Genomic DNA, 17,175 nt, shown 5'->3' with positions numbered 1-17,175 from the left:
GCCGCTCGTCCCTCGCTCCCCACTCGTTCCTCAGTCCAGACACCGCCGCGCCCCTCGCGTGATGGTTTCGTGCCGTAATGATTCCTGGCGCTCGCGCGGGCTCGGGGTGGGGTCCCGTCCCCTCGGCGGGCGGCCGGAGGGGACGGGGACGCGGCGACGGCGTCAGGCGCCGGTCCACCTGGGCGCGCGCTTCTCCGCGAACGCGGCGGCGCCCTCCATCGCGTCGGCGGAGCCGAAGACCGGGTTGGCGATCTCGCCCTGCCTGGCGAACATCTCCTCCCGCGACCAGTCGGCCGACTCGACCACGATCTTCTTCGTCGCGGCCAGCGCCAGAGGGGCGTTGGCCGCGATGGCGCGGGCCAGCTCCAGGGCTCCGGCGAGCGCGCCGCCCACCGGGGTGACCCGGTTGACCAGGCCCAGCTCGTACAGCCGGGCCGCCGGATAGTGGTCGCCGGTCAGGGCGATCTCCATGGCGACGTGGTAAGGGATGCGCCGGGGCAGCCGCATGATGCCGCCCGCGGCGGCGACGAGACCGCGCTTGGGCTCGGGCAGCCCGAACTTGGCCTCCTCGGACGCGACGACGACGTCGCAGGAGAGCACCAGCTCGAAGCCGCCGGCCAGGGCGTACCCCTCGACCGCCGCGACGAGGGGCTTCTTCGGCGGGTTCTCGGTGAGCCCGCCGAACCCGCGGCCCTCGACGACCGGCATGTCACCGTTGAGGAAGCCCTTCAGGTCCATGCCCGCGCAGAACGTGCCGCCCGCGCCGGTGAGCACGATGGCGGAGACGTCCTTGCGCTCGTCCAGCTCGTCCATCAGCGCGGCGATCCCCCGGGCCACCGGGCCGTTGATCGCGTTCCTGGCCTGAGGACGGTTGATCGTGACGACGGCGACGCCGCCGTCGACCTCTACGAGAACCTCGTCGGACACGTGATCCCCTTGCTTACTTGGGCTGGAAGCGGATGCCGCCGTCGAACCGGATGACCTCGCCGTTCATGTAGTCGTTCTCGATCAGGCTGCGGACGAGGTGGGCGAACTCCGACGGGCGTCCCATGCGCTTCGGGAACGGCACGGGCGCGGCCAGCTTGGCCTTGAACTCATCGGCGTTCTTGTCGCCGATCTTGCCGTAGATCGGGGTGTCGATGATCCCCGGGCAGATCGTGAGCACGCGCACGCCGACCGCCGCGAGGTCGCGGGCGGCAGGGAGGGTCATGCCGATGATGCCGCCCTTGGACGCGGAGTAGGCCACCTGGCCGGTCTGGCCCTCGATGCCCGCGACGGAGGAGGTGTTGATGACCACGCCCCGCGCGCCGTCGGCGTCCACCGGCTCGGTCTTGGCCATCGCCGCCGCGCCGATGCGCATGAGGTTGAAGGTGCCGATCAGGTTGACGTCGATGACCTTGCGGTAGGACGCGAGGTCGTGCGGGGAGCCGTCCCGCCCGACCGTGCGGGCCGCCCAGCCGATGCCGGCGCTGTTGACCACCGCGCGCAGCGGCTTGCCGGTGGCGACCGCGGCGTCGACCGCCGCCTGCACCGACGCCTCGTCGGACACGTCCGTCTGGACGAAGACGCCGCCGAGCTCGTCGGCGATCGCCTTGCCCTGCTCCGCGTTCAGATCGGCGATGACCACCGTCGCGCCGGCGCCCGCCAGCGCGCGTGCCGCCGCCTCACCGAGGCCGCTGGCACCGCCCGAAATGATCGCTGCTGCTCCGTTGAGATCCATAGCCGGACCTTAACGCGACAACCGAATGAAGTTCTACTCAGGGTGGGTCAAAATAGCGGTGTCCACGTCGGCATAGACCTTCATGCGCCGGTCGAGCCCGGTCGTCCGCAGGATGCGCGCCACTGGCGGCTGCGGCGCGGCCAGGCAGACGCCCCCGCCCTCGCTCGTCGCGAGCCGCCACGCCTCGATCAGCACGCTCAGCCCGCTGGAGTCCATGAAGGACAGCTCGGCGAGATCGAGGACGATGGTCGCGCCGTCCTGCATGATCGCGTCGCGTACCTCATCGCGCAGTATCGGGGCGGTGAACAGATCGAGCTCTCCCGCGACGACCACGACGACGGCGCCCGAGAGCGATCGACGCGCGAGCCGCAGCTTCATCGTGGACCTCCTCAGCGAGGCCACTTTACTTCGACATCACCGTGGGCGAAGTTCACGATAGTGATCAAAGGGCCGGGACGGCGAAGCCGTACGGCAATTCGAGCCGGTGGGCGGCGAGCAGGTCGGCGTCGGTGAGCAGGTCGCGAGTCGGACCGTCGGCCGCGATCACGCCGCCGGACAGGATGAGCGACCGCTCGCACAGCTCCAGCGCGTACGGAAGGTCGTGCGTGACCATCAGCACCGTCACGTCCAGGTTGCGCAGGATCTCGGCCAGCTCGCGCCGGGCGGCGGGGTCGAGGTTGGACGACGGCTCGTCCAGCACGAGGATCTCCGGCTCCATCGCGAGCACGGTCGCCACCGCGACCCGCCTGCGCTGACCGAAGGACAGGTGGTGCGGCGGCCGGTCGATCGCGTCGAGCATGCCGACGTGATCGAGGGCCTCATTGACCCGCCGGTCGAGCTCGGCGCCGCGCATCCCGAGGTTGGCCGGCCCGAACGCGACGTCCTCGCGGACGGTCGGCATGAAGAGCTGGTCGTCGGGGTCCTGGAAGACCAGTCCGACCCTGCGGCGGATCTCCTTCATCGTGTCCGCGCGCACGTCCAGCCCGGCCACGCGGACCGAGCCGTGCCCGGCGGTGAGGATGCCGTTGAGGTGCATGACCAGCGTCGTCTTGCCCGCGCCGTTGGGGCCGAGCAGGGCGACCCGCTCCCCCCGCCCGATCGTCAGGTCCACCCCGAACAGCGCCTGCGTGCCGTCGGGGTACGCGTAGGCCAGGCCGCCGACCTCCAGAGAGGGAACGGGGTGAGATGTCACGAGAGGCTCCAGGAGAGTACGGCCGTCGCCACGGCGAGACCGGGGAGCAGTCCCGCGGTGCTCCACTGCCGAAGCGATGCCGACAGATCACGAATTATCGGCATCTCTCCGGTATACCCGCGGCTGAGCATCGCGAGGTGCACCCGTTCGCCCCGCTCGTACGAGCGGATGAACAGCGCGCCGGCCGACTTGGCCAGCACCGGGATCTGCCGGGCGTCCCGGGCGACGAAGCCACGGGACTCGCGGGCGATCCGCATCCGGCGCATCTCGTCCATGATCACGTCCATGTAGCGGAGCATGAACATCGCGATCTGTACCAGGAGCTGCGGCAGCCGCAGCCGCTGCGCGCCGAGCAGCATCATCCGCGGCTCGGTGGTGGCCGCGAGCAGGATCGAGGCGACCACGCCGAGGGTGGCCTTGGCCAGGATGTTCCACGCCGCCCACAGCCCCTCGACGCTGAGCGGAACGCCGAGGATCTCGACCCGCTCGCCCAGCCCGATGAACGGGATCGCGACGGCGAACACCACGAACGGCACCTCGATCACCATGCGCCGCAGCACGAAACCGGGCGGCACCCGCCCCGCGGCGGCGACGGCCGCCAGCAGGACGGCGTACACGGCGAAGGCCCAGAAGCTCTCGCGCGGGGTGGCGACCACCGCGACGGCGAATCCGGCCGCGGCCAGCAGCTTGCACTGCGGCGGCAGCCGGTGGACCACGGAGTCGCCCGGCCGGTAGAGCTGGTGGTGATGGCCCGCGCTCACGGCCGGCTTCCTCGCCGGGGCGCGCGCCTCGGAGAGATCACGCCTCGGCCTTGTCCCGGTTGCGGCGCCGCACCGTGTAGACGACGGCGCCTCCGGCGAGCACGGTCAGCCCGACCCCGGCGACACCCGCGATCCCGAGGGACAGCCGCTCGTTCTCCACGCCCTTGACGGCGTAGTCGGCGAGCGGCCAGTGCGCGACGCCGCTCTCCTGCTCGCCCGCGTTGAAGCCCTTGTCCGCGGCCACCCGCTCCAACCCATCCGGCGAGCCGGAGGCGTAGAAGGAGACGAACCCGGCGAGCAGCACGGCGATCAGGCCGCCACCGATCAGGATCGGCCGCAGGCCGCCCTTCGGCGCGGGGGCCGGCTCCTCGACCGGGACCTCGCCGTCGGCGGTCCGCAGCACCAGCCTGCGGCCCAGCCCGACCGCGCCGTACACCAGGTCGGGCCGGACGGCCAGGACGCTGCTGATGGTGAGCGCGGTGATCAGGCCCTCACCCAGGCCGATCAGGACGTGGACGCCGCCCATCGCGGCGGCCACCGCCGCCACGTCGATCGGCGCGGTCCCCCCGACCCAGAACAACAGGGTGAAGGCGAGCGCCGAGACCGGCACCGACACCGCCGCCGCGACGAACGAGGCGGCGACCACGGCGGCGCGGCCGCGTGGCGCGGCCCGGGTGATCAGGCGGAAGACGGCCCAGCCGACGACCGAGGTCACGATCGCCATCAGGGTGATGTTGACGCCGAGCGCGGTCAGCCCGCCGTCGGCGAAGAAAAAGCCCTGCACCAGCAGGACCACCGCCACACATAGGACCGCCGTGTACGGCCCGACGAGTATCGCGGCCAGCGCCCCTCCGAGCAGGTGGCCGCTGGTTCCGGCCGCGACGGGGAAGTTGAGCATCTGGACGGCGAAGATGAACGCCGCGACGAGGCCCGCCATCGGGGCGGTCCGGTCGTTCAGCTCGCTTCGGGCGCCCTTGAGGCACACGGCCACGCCCGCGGCGGCGAAGGCGCCTGCTGCGATGGAAACGGGAGCGTTGAAGAACCCATCGGGTACATGCACAGCGAGCCTCCGAAATGCGCGTCTGCCACAACTTTAGGACATGGCCTAGCAGTTGCAAACAGTTCGCATTAGCGGGTGCGATGAAGGAGCCGGCGCAGGACGGTGAGCGGCGTGACGGCGCGCACCGAGGCGCTGAGCCTGCGGTTGACCGCTGTGGCGTAGGGCCGGGCGCTCCACCGCGCCAGGCCGCTCCACCACGTCGCCGGGGCCGGCAGCCGCCCCAGATCGCCGATCTTGACGGGGAAGCGGACGGGCGGCCCGCCCACGTCAAGCTCCAGGTAGGTGTCCCAGGTCCCGGCGGCGGGCCATCGGGTCACCGAGCGGAACGCCCCCGCCGCGGTCTGCGTGGCCGCCGCGCGCCACTCGCGCCCGGAACGCCGCTCCCGCCAGATCAGGTGGCGTACGGCCACCGCGGCGGGCTCGCCCGCCACCTCGACGACGCCGTCCACCCGCAGCCCGTCGCGCACCCACCCCGCCTCCGCGAGCCGTACGGACACGGGGACGCGGGCCAGATGCCCGCCGACGTCCACGCTCAGGTTGCCGTGCTGCCGGGTGAGATACGGCAGCGCCACGATGCCGGAGGTGAAGCGCGGCGCGGGACGGTCGAGACCGGGCGCGCGCTCGCTCCCGAGCCGGGCCAGCCTGCGGACGCCCTCGCAGTCGACGGCGGCGTACACGTCCCACATGCCGGAGGGCAGCGCGGCCACCGGGATCGAGACGCTGAACAGGTCGGCCACCCGCGTGATCGGGACCCGCCTCTCCCGGCGCGAGGCGCGCTCGCGCAGCAGGAGGGAGGCCTCCCCCTCGAACCCCTCCAGCGAGACGTGCCCGCCGATCACCAGGCGGTCGCCGTCCCATTCGAGCGTGGTCAGCCGGTGGTGGAGGGCGGCCGTCTCGACGCGGGCCAGCCGTACGAGCAGATCGAGGTCGTGCAGGGACTCGACGCGCAGCCGGTCGGCGGCGCCGAGCCGTTCGATCACGCCCTCGGTGAGCCATTCGGCGCAGATGTCGGCGGCCTCGAAGGCGATCTTCTCGCGGTCGGCCTCGTCAGCGGCCAGGAGGGGCGCGCCGAGCTGGCCGAAAACGTCGAGCCGGAAATGCCGCAGCAGCAGGTGGTCGCGGAGCGGGCCGGGCGGGACGTGCCGCGCCATCAGCCCGATCGGCACACGGGCCATCCGCAGCCAGGCGAGCGGGTCGCGGCTGCCCTGCTCCTGCATGATGCTGCCGCCGTCCGGCCGGGAGACCAGGTGGTAGCAGTCGTAGTCGGAGACGACCGAGATCACCTCGGCGTGGCAGTACGCGTGGGAGGTGAAGACCATGTCCTCGCCGACCCGCAGCGTCTCGTCGAACCGGATGCCGTACCGTTCGAGCATCTCGCGACGGAAGAGCTTGAAGCAGAGCAGGCTGTTGTAGACCGTGCTGCCCAGCAGGGTGACCTGGTCGGCGCTCTCGCGGAACATCGACTCCGGCGCCCGGCGGCCGTGGCCGACGATCTTGCCGAGGACGATGTCGGCCGCGTTGCGGTCGGCCGTCGCGAGCATCCGGCTCAGCGACTCCGGCCCCAGGTAGTCGTCCGCGTCACAGAAGAAGACGTACCGGCCGCGGGCGTGGGCGAGCGCGCGGTTGCGCGGGCTGCCGGGAGTGCCGGAGTGCTCCTGGTAGATCACTCTGATCACGCCCGGGTGGTGGGCGGCGTACAGGTCCAGGAGCGACCGCGTGTCGTCGGACGAGCCGTCGTCGACGACCACGATCTCCTTGCTCACGCGCTGGATCAGCAGGGAGACGAGGCACCGGTCGAGGTACGCGCGGCAGTTGTACGTCGGCACCAGGATGCTGACGTCGACCGGGTACTCACTCTCCGTCTCCATCACGAATCATTATGTGACGGCGGCCCGCGCCATAAGGCGCCAATGGCCATGTCTTGACCTTTCACCCCCACCCCGTACGGCGGCTCCCCGGGGTTCAGTCGGCCGAGCAGACGGCGTACCAGCCGCCGTGCAGCGGCCGTACGGACGAGTAGTCGTAGTCCTCTATCCGGTCACCGGTCAGGTACGTGAGCCCACACTGCTCGAGCACTCCCCCGCCACCGACGACGCCGATATGGGCGGCTCCAGCACGACGGCTCCATCCGCCGACGATGTAGAGCCCCACGAGCCTGAATGACGCGCTCCCTTCGGTATCAGACGGCTTCTCTTCGGGTTCGATCGGCAGCGATTTCACGAAGCTCGTCAAGGCAGCCTCAGAAAGGGCGAAAGCACCACGAAACGGAATCTCGGTCGCGGCGAGCCCCCACGTCGTCGCCGCCACGACGGGTGTGACGAGAAGCGCCACGCGCGTCCGGATGCCGGACAGCGCGAGCACCACCACCCAGGCGAAGAACGCGAATACCCAGGCAGCGACAGTGAGGAGCCGAAGAAGTGATCCGCCCGGGAACGTCGCGTCGAGAAGCGTCAGCACCGCCGCAGGGATCGGCGGCGCGACGACCCACAGCCACCACCAGACGTCGCGGGGCGTTCCACTTGGTTTTTCCACCGGACCACGGTAGCTGGAAATATCGGCGTTTAAATGTATTTATCGAGAGATGAGAATCGCCGTTGCGGAACTCCACGGAGGCCGGACACGTGACAGGTGCCGTTTGATGATGAAACGAGCGCGACGGCGTTTTGGCGGTGGCGAAGCGCGCCCGGCTGCGTTTCGCGGCGGCGGAGCGAGCGCGGGTGGCGGACTGCGAACCATATGGCGCTCTCGCGCGTCTCACTCGCAGGCCTCTTGATCGTTTTGGAGCCACCGTGTCGTCGCGTCTCGCTGTCATCGCCGTCTCGCTCGTCTCCGCCGTGATCATCGCCCTGTCCGCGGTGGCGATCGTGCTCGTCCTCAACCCGGAGTCGACTCCGCCCGCCCTCCCGGAAGCGGGCCGCGACAAGAGCGACGGCCCGAACCTCGTGATGGAAGAGCGGTCCCCGCCCCCTGTCAGCCAGGAACCCGCGCTCGACCAGGAACCCTCTGTCGGTCAGGACGCGGCCGAGGAGAGAACCGAGGCCGGCGTCCGGCAGGCGGCCCAGACCACGCTCGACTTCTACTCGTCCGGCGCGTACGGACAGTTCTGGGACTCCTGGACCGCGGACGCGCAGAAGCTGATCGCGCGGGACGACTACCTCCGCATGTTCGAGCTGTGCAAGCCGATCGCCGAGAATATGCGTTTCGAGATCAAGGGCGTCACCCTCGACGGCGACGACGCCGATGTCCAGGTGACCCAGTTGCTGGCCGCGTTCACCTACCAGTTCAGGTACGAAGGCGGACGCTGGCGGTACATCCCCGAGCAGCAGGCGCAGGCGGACTACACGTCCAAGACCGTCGACGAGATGGCCGCCGAGAGGCGGGCGTCACGCGGATGCGCCGACTGATCCGGCCGCCCCGGCGACCGCGGTCACCCATGAGGTCAGCCGGACATCCGTACGCGGAGGGCCGGGACGAACCAGTCGAGCATCGGCACCGGGCTTTCCGGGGCCCGCCATCCGTTGATCACGGCGAGCAGGCGCAGGTACCGGTCCCTGCGCGGGTCGTTCGCCGCCTCCAGCCGGTCCAGCAGCCGACGGCGGAGGTCGAGGTCGTCGGGCCGGCCGAGACCCCGGGCGTACTCGTCCATGACGGCCGCGACCACGGCGTCGGCCCGAGGCGAGGTGGGCGGGACACCCGCCGCCAGGGCGGGAGCGACGAGGTCCCGGACCGCCGCGACCGGGTCGCGACGGACGCCGACGCTCCGGCCCTCGGCCCGCTCGGCGGCGTGGTGCTCGGCCATGCGCCGGATGCTCGCGCGGAAGTCCGGGTCCCGCGACATCTCGGCCAGTTCCACCCATGCCTCGACCTGCTCGATCTCAGGGTCGTCGGGCAGCTCGGGAGTCATCGAACGCCTGATCCCGGAGAACTCCGGATTCACGTCCAGGTCGCCGAAGACGGTGTCGAGGAAATCGTCGATCAGGCGTCGGCGCTCGTCCTCGGAGAGCCTGGCCAGCTTGTGCATGAGATCCGTCTCCTCAGCTGTGGACCCGCGCCTGGCCACCGCCGTCAACACCGCGCGCCGCAGTCGGAGCGTACGGATCTGCACCGCGAGGGCGTCGGCGTGCCGCGCCGCGACCTCCGGGAGCGACATCCGGCGGTCCACGACCTTCCGGATGGTGGGCAGGTCCACGCCCAGGTCGCGCAGTGTCCGTACGAGCTCCAGGCGGGCGACGGCGTCCACGTCGTAGCGGCGGTAGCCGGCCGGGGTGCGGTCGGTCGGCGGCACGATCCCGCGATCGGAGTAGAACCGGATGGCCTTGACCGTCAGCCCGGTGCGCCGGGCCAGGTCACCGATCGAGTAGAGCGTGTCGCCGTTCATGCCCTCACCCTCGCGTCTCCCCTTACTGGAGACTCAATCCTTATCGCTCAGATCCTCGCGTTCTGAACATCCTCGGCCACCGTTGACGGGCTGAGAGTCGGCGGGGATCTCGTTCGAGCAGGCGGGAAGAGACCACCGGGCGGTATCTTCGCCCGATGTCGGCAGCACCGCGGAAATTCGACCCGACCGCCTGGCAGCGTTGGCAAGAGGCTCCGTGGGGCCGGTTGCGCTACGCGGTCGCGGAGGCCAACCTGGTCCGCCACCTCATTGAGCTCGGCCCGGGACCGCTGAGAGTGCTGGATCTCGCGGGCGGCGACGGCGGCGACGCCGTCCGCCTCGCCGCGCGCGGCCATCACGTGACGATCGTGGACCGCGACCCGGCCATGCTGGAGGTCGCCGTCCGACGGGCGGCGGCCGCGGGCCTGCCCGAGAGGATCTCCTGCGTCGAGGCCGATGTCATGGCACTCCCGTCCGGCATCGCCGCGGCGGAGTTCGACGTCGTGCTCTGCCACAACCTGCTGCAGTATGTGGCCGACGTGGGCGCCACTCTCGCCGCGGCCCTCGAACCTCTGCGACCCGGCGGACACTTCTCCATCATGGCGGTCAACCGGCACTCGGAGCCCCTCACAGTGGCGGCCAGGCAGTCGGACCCGGGCCCCGCGTACGAGGCGCTCGACGCCGACCGGACGCGGAGCCACACCTTCGGCGCGACGTTGACGCTCTACACCGCCGAGGAGATCACCCGCCACCTTGCGGATCTCGGCTGCCCGGCCGTCAGCCACTACGGCATCCGCGGCTTCTGCGACTACATCCCGGACGACGAACGCAAGCACGCCCCTGCGTTCTACGCCGAGCTTGAGCGCCTGGAGTTGGCCGTCACCGATCGCGCGCCGTACAAGCACATCGCCCGGCTGTTCCAACTGATCGGCACCGTGCCCCGCCGCTGACCTCGCTGGCGTCCGGCAGCACCGGCAGGCCGTTCATCGTGGGCCTCGGGTCCGTCCTGAGGCTCACCCAGGGTCGGCGGTGGCGGCCATCGCCTGGTCCGGGGTCGCGGAGGGCGGCTCCTCAAACTCGGACGGGGTGCGGTAGTCGCGCAGCGGGCGGTTGACCAGCGCCACCGCGACGACGGCCAGCGTGGCGGTCAGGCCGCCCACCAGGAGTGCCACGGGCGCGGAGGTGACGGAGGCGAGCAGGCCACCACGGAAGTTGCCGACCTGCGGGCCGGCCGAGCCGATGACGTGCTCGACCGAGGCGACCCGCCCGCGATACCGGTCGGGGGTCTCCAACTGGACCAGCGCGCCTCGGGTGACCACGGAGACGGTGTCGGCGGCACCGGCGATCGCGAGGCAACCGAGGGCGAGCCACAGCGGCCCGGCCAGGCCGAAAGCGGCGAGGGCGAGCCCCCAGACCGCGGCGGCCGCGAGCTGGACGACGCCGCTTCGCCGTAGCCGGGTGACGGTCCCGGAGAACAGACCGGCGCCGAGCCCGCCGACGGCGATCGCGGAGAGAAAGAGCCCGAGCGTGCGCGGGTTGCCGTCGAAGCGGACCTCGTTGATCAGCGGAAAGAGTGCGATCGGCATCGCCAGCAGGGTCGCGGCGAGATCGGTCGCGAAGCTTCCCCACAGGGTGGGGCGCCGCAGGATGATCTGCCAGCCCCCTTGCGCCGGCCGGCGGCGCCCGCCCCTCCCATCGCTCGCGGGCAGGTCGTCACCCTTCAGGGCGGGCATCGCGGGCAGCCGGATCACGGCGATCAGCGACGCGGCCTCGGCGAGCGCCTGGACCGCGTACGCGACGGAATACCCCCACTGGGCCAGCAGCACGCCGCCGAGCGCGGGCCCGACGAGCATGGACGCCTGGAAGACGACGTTCTGCAGGGCGAGTCCGGCGGCGACCTGGTCGGCGGGGAGCAGCCGGACGGGGAAGGTACGCCGTGCGGGGGCTCCGAGCGCCGAGCAGCCCGACTCCGCGGCGATCAGGGCGAGCAGCAGCAGGACGGACCGGTTGCCGGCCGCTGCCTGTGCGACGAGCCCGGCGCCCATCACAAGCTGGCCCGCGGTGGTGACCCGGACGAGCGCCTTGCGGTCGAGGGCGTCGGCCAGCGATCCGCCGACCAGTCCGAGGAGCATCAGCGGCACGCCGGACGCGAGGCCGATGGCGCCCGTCCAGAGCGGGCTGTGCGTCAGCTCCCAGACCTGCGCCAGCACGGCCACGGTCGCGATCTGGTGACCGAGCGAGCCGAGCGACGACCCGAGCCACAACTCGCGGAACGGCCGGCTGGAGCGGAGCGGACGGACGTCCATGAGCCGCTCACGCCAGGTCACGGACGTGGCTCCGGCGCGGCCGCGGAGGCGGTGAACGCTCCGCCGAGGTGGGCGAGGATCCGGTCGCGCGAGGAACGGCGTCCCAGCGGCTCGGGCGACGCCACGGGATCCGGTGATGTCATAGCGCTAATATAACAGTACTTATATAATCTTCCCGCCCGGGCTGGCCGCCTCAGTCCACCGGTCCGCCGGCGACGTAGAGGACCTGCCCCGAGACGAAGCCCGCCGCCGGACTGACCAGGTAGGAAGCGGCGTGCGCGACGTCCTCGGGCCGGCCGACCCGGCCCACCGGAATGGATTCCGCCGCCCTGCGCTGGAACTCCTCGAACTCCAGGCCGAGCCGCCGGGCCGAGGCACGGGTCATGTCGCTCACGATGAAGCCCGGCGCGATGGCGTTGGCTGTGACACCGTGCCGTCCAAGCTGGAGCGCGAGCGACTTGGTGAAGCCGATCAGCCCCGCCTTCGCGCTGGCGTAGTCCACCCGGGCCGCGTCTCCGACCGCGGAGATGCTCGACATGGTGACGACGCGCCCCCACCCCGCGTCGATCATGTGGGGGACGACGGCGCGGGTGAGGAAGAACGGGCCGCGCAGGTTGACCCCCAAGACCATGTCCCACTGCTCGGTCGCCATCTCCACGAGGTCGACACGCGGGCCGACGCCGGCGTTGTTGACCAGCACCGTCGGCGGCCCCAACTCGGCGGTGACCCGCGCGACGGCCTCCCCGACCAGGCCTTCGTCGGCGACATCGGCCCCGATCGCGAGAGCCGTACCGCCTTCGCGGGCGATGGCCTCGACGGTGTCGGCGCAGTCCGCCTCGTTCAGGTCGATGACCGCCACCGCCACGCCGTCCCGCGCCAGTCTCCGGGCCACAGCGGCGCCGATGCCGCGAGCCGCCCCGGTCACGATCGCTGTCTTCTTCGTAGCGGCACGAACCGTATGTGTCATGCGGCGATTCCACGCCACTCGGGCTCGGCGGCCAAACGATGTAGCGTGCGGCTTAATAGTCAGTTCCGAGCTCGGTCGAAGACCTCACAGGAGCCTGGTTCGCCCTGGGGCGGAGGAGTCCGTACGCCGCCGCGGGTTGTCATGAGGTGACCGCGGACATCAGCGTGTTAACTTTTTTCCGAGCAGCGGTCGGTAGTCATACCCAAGCACGTCAAGACGGGTACGGACCCACTGAGCACGCGGGTCGTTTGATCCCCGCAGGAAGAATCTCAGGCTCTCAATCGCCTTTCGCTCCCGTCGCCGTTTACTTCCGGGCCTGAAATCTCCTGGAAAGTTGTGGCATATATCGGCGATCACGCGTATCTGCTCGTGATAGTCCTCTGGGCCGTCGGGCCACTCCTGGGGCGTCTGACCACGAAGGTAGCTCATAGTGCGAATCTCCATGAACGCGAAGCTCATCAGGCCGATGACCGCCTCCTGCGCCGAAATCCCCCTCAAAGCCACCGATTTCTCCCGACCTCGTACGGACTCGCACATTATCCGGCGGCCGGGTCTCTCGCCTACCGCCCGCCTATCGCGTATCGGGCGTCGGCCAACAGCCTTTCCACATATGTGCGTGCTGTCCGGCACGGCTCGCCCCGGAAGAGCCGGCAATTCGGCGCCGAGCTCACCTCATTCCTGAGACGCCTTGCTTTTCCGTTCCGTCCACGGCTCGTAAGGGCCGTCCCCCGGAAGCACCCATGCCTCCGCATCAGGCCTGGCAATCGTCCGCAGCAGCGTCGCCGTTCCGGTCGCCGTCGAGACCCGGTAGATCGCCACCCCCGTCCCGGTCTTCGATCGGACGATCACGCGCCCCGCCTGATCGAAGTCGAGGTCGTCGATGTATCGCCCGCGCGGCAACTGCACGGTCACCGTGCCCTTCGCGCGGCCGGTACGCAGGTTGAGCAGGCGCAGCTTCCGATACTTGGGCCACGTGCCGACAGGCGTTGCCGCCGTGACGTAGTCATTCGCCAGCGCCATCGGCGCCAGCCGCGTCTTCAGCCGCATCCGGGCGCGCAGCCCTCGGTCGAACACCGTCAATCGCTCGTCCTCTGCCAGCAGCAGCCGCTTGCCGTCAGAGCTGAACCCCAGGAAGCTCCACGCGTCCGTGTGCCCGGGAGGCGGCAGCACCTTGCCCGTCCGCAGGTCCGCGAAGATCCCCACCCCCGGCGCCGAGGTCGACGTGACCACGTAACTGCCGTCGTCCGACACCATCGGCCACTCCTCGTAGATCGTGTACGCCGTGAGCCGCCGTGACACCACCTTTTCCTTGCCGTTCAGCGTCCGCTCGACGAACAGGCCATCCGACTTCCGGAAATAAAGGAAATGCTTCCCATCCCCGCTGACCAGGAACGGCGCCCGCACGCCGGCGTTGACCGCATCCTTGGGCGCCTTGGCGAGCGCCTCCGGCACCTCCACCACGTCTCCGTTGGTCAGCACCAGTTGCCAGGCCTGCGTTCGCTGCGCGTACGCGATCGTGACCGGCGCGGCAGCCACCGCCGGCGATCCGATCAGTGTTGTGCTAGTCAGGAGCAATGCCGCCAGAGCTGTACGAAATCTCATGGTTCATGAGATTTCAGAAGTCGCCCGAATGTTGCCGGCCGCTTCCGCGGTTCGAGACCGGCCACCATTCGCCTCGAACGACTGCCCGTCGTCTCCGACGAGGCAGATCAGACGAGGGCTGCGGACGGCTGCCGGGTGCGCGGCGGACGCCACCGTGACCGTTGGCGTCAGCTCCGCACCCGCGATCGGCGGTAGGGCCCGAACCGTTCAAAGCACGCGGGTGTCAACACCAGCCTCTGCCATCCAGGGATGAGCTCACGGACACCCTGTAGCCATCGTCGTACTCCTCTCTCATCTCGCCCGAGAACGACAGGTATAGGTCAACCTTCCTCCCGCCGACCGATTTGGCGAAGCAGCCCACCCCTTCATCGTCGTCATCCGGATAGGGCGTCCACCCATCTTTGATCGCGATTTCTCGGTAGAAGGACCGCACGTCGGCTCTCGGAGCAGAAAAACGGTAGTCCTGCATGACCGTCGTTATCCGGTCATCGTTCTCGCAGTAGCTACTGCGCCCCTCCTGCGGTGTCGCGCCCGTCGGATGAGCGTCGAGAATGCTGAGCGTGGCCAGAGAGACGGCGAGCCGGTCATCGTCGGCGGTGCACCTATGGGTCAATGCCAGGAGAGCGAGAGGAGCGACGAAAAGAACGCCCCACCCGATACAGGCGGCCACAAGCACCGCAATTACCCAACGCTCCATGATCGAGAGATTAGCGCCACCGCACATTCGCGCAACAGGTACGGCTTCAGCCATCCTCGAATGCATCACACCGTAGCTCCACGTGAGATCACGTGATTCGTACCACCACCGCGCCCGACTCCTTATCTAGCGGGGTTGGCGGACGCCCCGGCGCCACACCTCGGCGATCGCAGCGGTGGCGGTGATGTCGCGGGTCGGGTCGCCGTCGACGAGCAGGAGGTCGGCGCGTAGTCCGGGGGCGACATGACCGCGGTCGGCCAGCCCGAAGTGGCGGGCGGGCACGCTGGTGGCCGCGGCGAGCGCCTCCGCGTTGCTGAGCCCCGCTTCGGTGAGCAGGGCGAGTTCACGGTGCATGGCGGCACCGTGTACCGGGGCGAACGGGTTGGCATCGGTTCCGGCCAGCAGCGATACGCCGGCCTGGTGCAGGGTCCGGGCGGCGTGGACGGCGTTGTCGGCGCAGCCGGGCAGCGCGTGGTCCGCCGCCTCCGCCTGCCCGGTGATCGCCTCGAAGTACGCCAACGTGGTGACCACGAACACGCCCTGTGCGGCGATCCGGGCGGCGAGTTCGTGCCCGGCCGGGTCATCGGGCCCGGTATCGGCGTACACGTGGGCCAGGCCGTCGATGCCGGCGTCCAGCGCGATCGTGGCCTCCCGTGCGGTGATCGCGTGGCCGATGGTCGTCAGCCCGTTGGCGTGGGCGGCCTCGACCAGCGCGGCCACGATCTGCCGCGTCAGCGCCGGCAGCCGGGCACCGTGCACCGCACCGTCGTCGACCACGATCTTCAGGTAGTCGATCCCCTCGGTCAGCCGCGCCTCGACGAATCGCTTGGCCTGCCCGGGGTCCGCAACGGTGTCGAACCCGCCTACGGCATCACCGAACGCTTCCAGCGTCGAGGCGTCGAACCCGGCCATCAGCTGACTGGGGTGCCCACCCGGGGCGGTGGCGAGCATCCCGGCGCTGCGCAGGTCCGCCACGTCGTCGTTGCCGGCGGCCAACTCACGCTGGCGGGCCAGGTTGCCGGGCAGGCAGAACATGTCCAACTCGGTGGTGACGCCGTGGGTCAGCGCCTGGGCGAGGCTGCCGTCGAAGGTGTGGGTGTGCGCGTCGATCAGGCCGGGAAGCAGGGTCTTGCCGGATCCGTCGACCTCGACGTCGGCGGGGTGGCCGTCGGGCTCGGCGATCCGGTCCCCGTCTATGAGGACGTCGGCCCTCGGGACGGTCCGCTCACCGTCGAACACCCGCACATCACGGATCAGGGTACGCATCGGTCCTCCTGGTCTGCGTAGATTGCCGAGACGGGCCGCCTCGGCGGTTACGTGATCCAAGAGGCGGGACGGGCCCGCGAGTGTGACAAGACAAGCCGCACCTGAGATATGGATCACATTGACCCTCGCCTGTGTCACATTCGCGGAGTCGGCGCACCTCTCACCATGCGAGCCTGGAAAGGAGGCCTCCACCATGACCAAGGGGCAGGCAGCCGACGTTGCGGCGGCCGACCACGCCACGCAGATCTTTGTCGGCCACCGGGAACTGCTGTTCTCGGTCGTCTACAACATCCTCGGCAGCGTCGCCGACACCGAGGACGTACTGCAGGAAACCTGGCTGTCCTGGGCCACCCGGACCCGGGCGAGGAACGCCGAGCACGTCGACAACCCCCGCGCCTACCTGGTTCGGGTCTCGGTGAACCAGGCCCTGGCCAGACGAGCGGAGATCGACCGGCGGCAGGAGACCTATGTCGGGCAATGGCTACCCGAGCCGGTCGTCACCCCGCTGGCGGACACCGGCGGCGCCGGCGACGCCGCCGACGCCGCCGACACGGCGGTCAGGGCCGACTCCGCCTCGATGGCGCTGCTCGTGGTGCTGGAGACCCTCACCCCGGCCGAACGCGCCGTCTTCGTGCTGCACGAGGTGTTCGGCTACGCCCACACCGAAATCGCCGACCTGATCGGCCGCAGCCCCGCCGCGGTGCGCCAGCTCGCGCACCGCGCCCGCGAACACGTCCACGCCCGACGCCCCCGCTACCACGCCGACCCCCACCTGCGCCGCGAGGTGACCGAACGGTTTATGTCCGCCGCGCTCGGCGGCGACCTGAAAGCCCTCCTCCAGATCCTCGCGCCAGATGTGACGCTGTGGACCGATGGTGGCGGGAAGGGCCCGGCCACCAGCCTGCACCCCATCCACGGCCGCGACGCCGTCGCCCAAACCCTGCTGACCGTCGCCGCCAACGCGCGCGACCTCGACATCCGCTACCGGCGAGTCAACGGCGACCCTTCAGCGGTGCTCTTCGACTGCGGCTCCCCGATCGCCGTCCTGGTACTGGATCTGACTCCCGACAGCCACCACGTGCGTGGAATCTACTCTGTCACCAACCCCGACAAACTCACCCGGATCGACGACCGGTAACACCACCTCGGGGGCTCGCTCGAACAGCTCGACAGGCGACAACAAGCCTGGCCTCCCGCCAGCGAAATCCCAGATTTGCCTGAACAAAGAC

The 17,175-nt window shown here is 70.0% G+C and carries 18 protein-coding genes; 3 read left to right on the top strand and 15 right to left on the bottom strand.

The window, feature by feature from the left end:
* Positions 1 to 162: 162 nt before the first annotated feature.
* From ACQP1V_RS06485 to ACQP1V_RS06450, 8 genes are all read right to left on the bottom strand, one after another.
* The gene (locus ACQP1V_RS06485) at positions 163 to 927 is read right to left on the bottom strand and encodes a crotonase/enoyl-CoA hydratase family protein (RefSeq protein WP_433419849.1); all 765 of its coding nucleotides are present in this window, start codon (positions 925 to 927) and stop codon (positions 163 to 165) included.
* Between the two features lie 13 nt (positions 928 to 940).
* The gene (locus tag ACQP1V_RS06480; RefSeq protein WP_387408019.1) at positions 941 to 1,720 is read right to left on the bottom strand and encodes an SDR family oxidoreductase; all 780 of its coding nucleotides are present in this window, start codon (positions 1,718 to 1,720) and stop codon (positions 941 to 943) included.
* Positions 1,721 to 1,753: 33 nt separating this feature from the next.
* Positions 1,754 to 2,098, bottom strand: a complete 345-nt coding sequence (locus tag ACQP1V_RS06475; protein ID WP_067130196.1) for an STAS domain-containing protein — start codon at positions 2,096 to 2,098, stop codon at positions 1,754 to 1,756.
* Between the two features lie 64 nt (positions 2,099 to 2,162).
* Positions 2,163 to 2,912 carry an energy-coupling factor ABC transporter ATP-binding protein gene (locus ACQP1V_RS06470; RefSeq protein WP_433419846.1) on the bottom strand — a complete coding sequence of 250 codons (750 nt, stop codon included), beginning with the start codon at positions 2,910 to 2,912 and terminating at the stop codon, positions 2,163 to 2,165.
* Positions 2,909 to 3,673, bottom strand: coding sequence for a cobalt ECF transporter T component CbiQ (cbiQ, locus tag ACQP1V_RS06465; RefSeq protein WP_433419844.1), 765 nt, complete (start codon positions 3,671 to 3,673; stop codon positions 2,909 to 2,911). Before cbiQ ends, ACQP1V_RS06470 begins: the two co-directional genes overlap by 4 nt.
* Before the next feature lie 37 nt (positions 3,674 to 3,710).
* Complete coding sequence (locus ACQP1V_RS06460) at positions 3,711 to 4,733, bottom strand: energy-coupling factor ABC transporter permease (RefSeq protein WP_433419842.1); 1,023 nt, start codon at positions 4,731 to 4,733, stop codon at positions 3,711 to 3,713.
* Positions 4,734 to 4,801: 68 nt separating this feature from the next.
* A complete protein-coding gene (locus ACQP1V_RS06455; protein ID WP_433419840.1) occupies positions 4,802 to 6,601 on the bottom strand; it encodes a glycosyltransferase family 2 protein in 1,800 nt (599 codons plus the stop codon).
* 94 nt (positions 6,602 to 6,695) lie between these two features.
* Positions 6,696 to 7,265: a hypothetical protein gene (locus ACQP1V_RS06450; RefSeq protein WP_433419837.1), complete on the bottom strand. Its 570-nt coding sequence runs from the start codon at positions 7,263 to 7,265 to the stop codon at positions 6,696 to 6,698.
* Between the two features lie 257 nt (positions 7,266 to 7,522).
* Between ACQP1V_RS06450 and ACQP1V_RS06445 the strand changes: the two genes are divergently transcribed.
* Positions 7,523 to 8,137, top strand: coding sequence for a hypothetical protein (locus ACQP1V_RS06445; RefSeq protein ID WP_433419834.1), 615 nt, complete (start codon positions 7,523 to 7,525; stop codon positions 8,135 to 8,137).
* 35 nt (positions 8,138 to 8,172) lie between these two features.
* On the opposite strand, the gene ACQP1V_RS06440 is transcribed toward ACQP1V_RS06445, so the two are convergent.
* On the bottom strand, positions 8,173 to 9,111 hold the full coding sequence (locus ACQP1V_RS06440) for a MerR family transcriptional regulator (RefSeq protein ID WP_433419831.1): 939 nt from the start codon (positions 9,109 to 9,111) through the stop codon (positions 8,173 to 8,175).
* Positions 9,112 to 9,266: 155 nt separating this feature from the next.
* Here ACQP1V_RS06440 and ACQP1V_RS06435 point away from each other — a divergent pair, with 155 nt between their 5' ends.
* Entirely contained in the window at positions 9,267 to 10,058 is a 792-nt protein-coding gene (locus ACQP1V_RS06435) for a class I SAM-dependent methyltransferase (protein WP_433419828.1), read from the top strand.
* 63 nt (positions 10,059 to 10,121) lie between these two features.
* On the opposite strand, the gene ACQP1V_RS06430 is transcribed toward ACQP1V_RS06435, so the two are convergent.
* The 6 genes from ACQP1V_RS06430 to ACQP1V_RS06405 form a co-directional block, all read right to left on the bottom strand.
* A complete protein-coding gene (locus ACQP1V_RS06430; protein ID WP_433419826.1) occupies positions 10,122 to 11,435 on the bottom strand; it encodes an MFS transporter in 1,314 nt (437 codons plus the stop codon).
* Entirely contained in the window at positions 11,432 to 11,557 is a 126-nt protein-coding gene (locus ACQP1V_RS06425; RefSeq protein ID WP_433419824.1) for a hypothetical protein, read from the bottom strand. Before ACQP1V_RS06425 ends, ACQP1V_RS06430 begins: the two co-directional genes overlap by 4 nt.
* 50 nt (positions 11,558 to 11,607) lie before the next feature.
* Positions 11,608 to 12,381: an SDR family NAD(P)-dependent oxidoreductase gene (locus ACQP1V_RS06420; RefSeq protein WP_433419821.1), complete on the bottom strand. Its 774-nt coding sequence runs from the start codon at positions 12,379 to 12,381 to the stop codon at positions 11,608 to 11,610.
* Positions 12,382 to 13,053: 672 nt separating this feature from the next.
* A complete protein-coding gene (locus tag ACQP1V_RS06415; RefSeq protein WP_433419818.1) occupies positions 13,054 to 13,917 on the bottom strand; it encodes a hypothetical protein in 864 nt (287 codons plus the stop codon).
* 289 nt (positions 13,918 to 14,206) lie between these two features.
* Complete coding sequence (locus tag ACQP1V_RS06410) at positions 14,207 to 14,680, bottom strand: hypothetical protein (protein WP_433419816.1); 474 nt, start codon at positions 14,678 to 14,680, stop codon at positions 14,207 to 14,209.
* Between the two features lie 126 nt (positions 14,681 to 14,806).
* A complete protein-coding gene (locus tag ACQP1V_RS06405; protein WP_433419813.1) occupies positions 14,807 to 15,946 on the bottom strand; it encodes an amidohydrolase family protein in 1,140 nt (379 codons plus the stop codon).
* A 193-nt stretch (positions 15,947 to 16,139) separates the two neighbouring features.
* Here ACQP1V_RS06405 and sigJ point away from each other — a divergent pair, with 193 nt between their 5' ends.
* Positions 16,140 to 17,084, top strand: coding sequence for an RNA polymerase sigma factor SigJ (gene sigJ / locus ACQP1V_RS06400; protein ID WP_433419810.1), 945 nt, complete (start codon positions 16,140 to 16,142; stop codon positions 17,082 to 17,084).
* Positions 17,085 to 17,175 lie beyond the last annotated feature (91 nt).

Origin of the sequence: Microtetraspora malaysiensis (genome assembly GCF_050947145.1) — a bacterium.
Taxonomy (GTDB): domain Bacteria; phylum Actinomycetota; class Actinomycetes; order Streptosporangiales; family Streptosporangiaceae; genus Microtetraspora_A; species Microtetraspora_A malaysiensis.
This window is presented reverse-complemented; position numbering and strand designations above follow the sequence as displayed.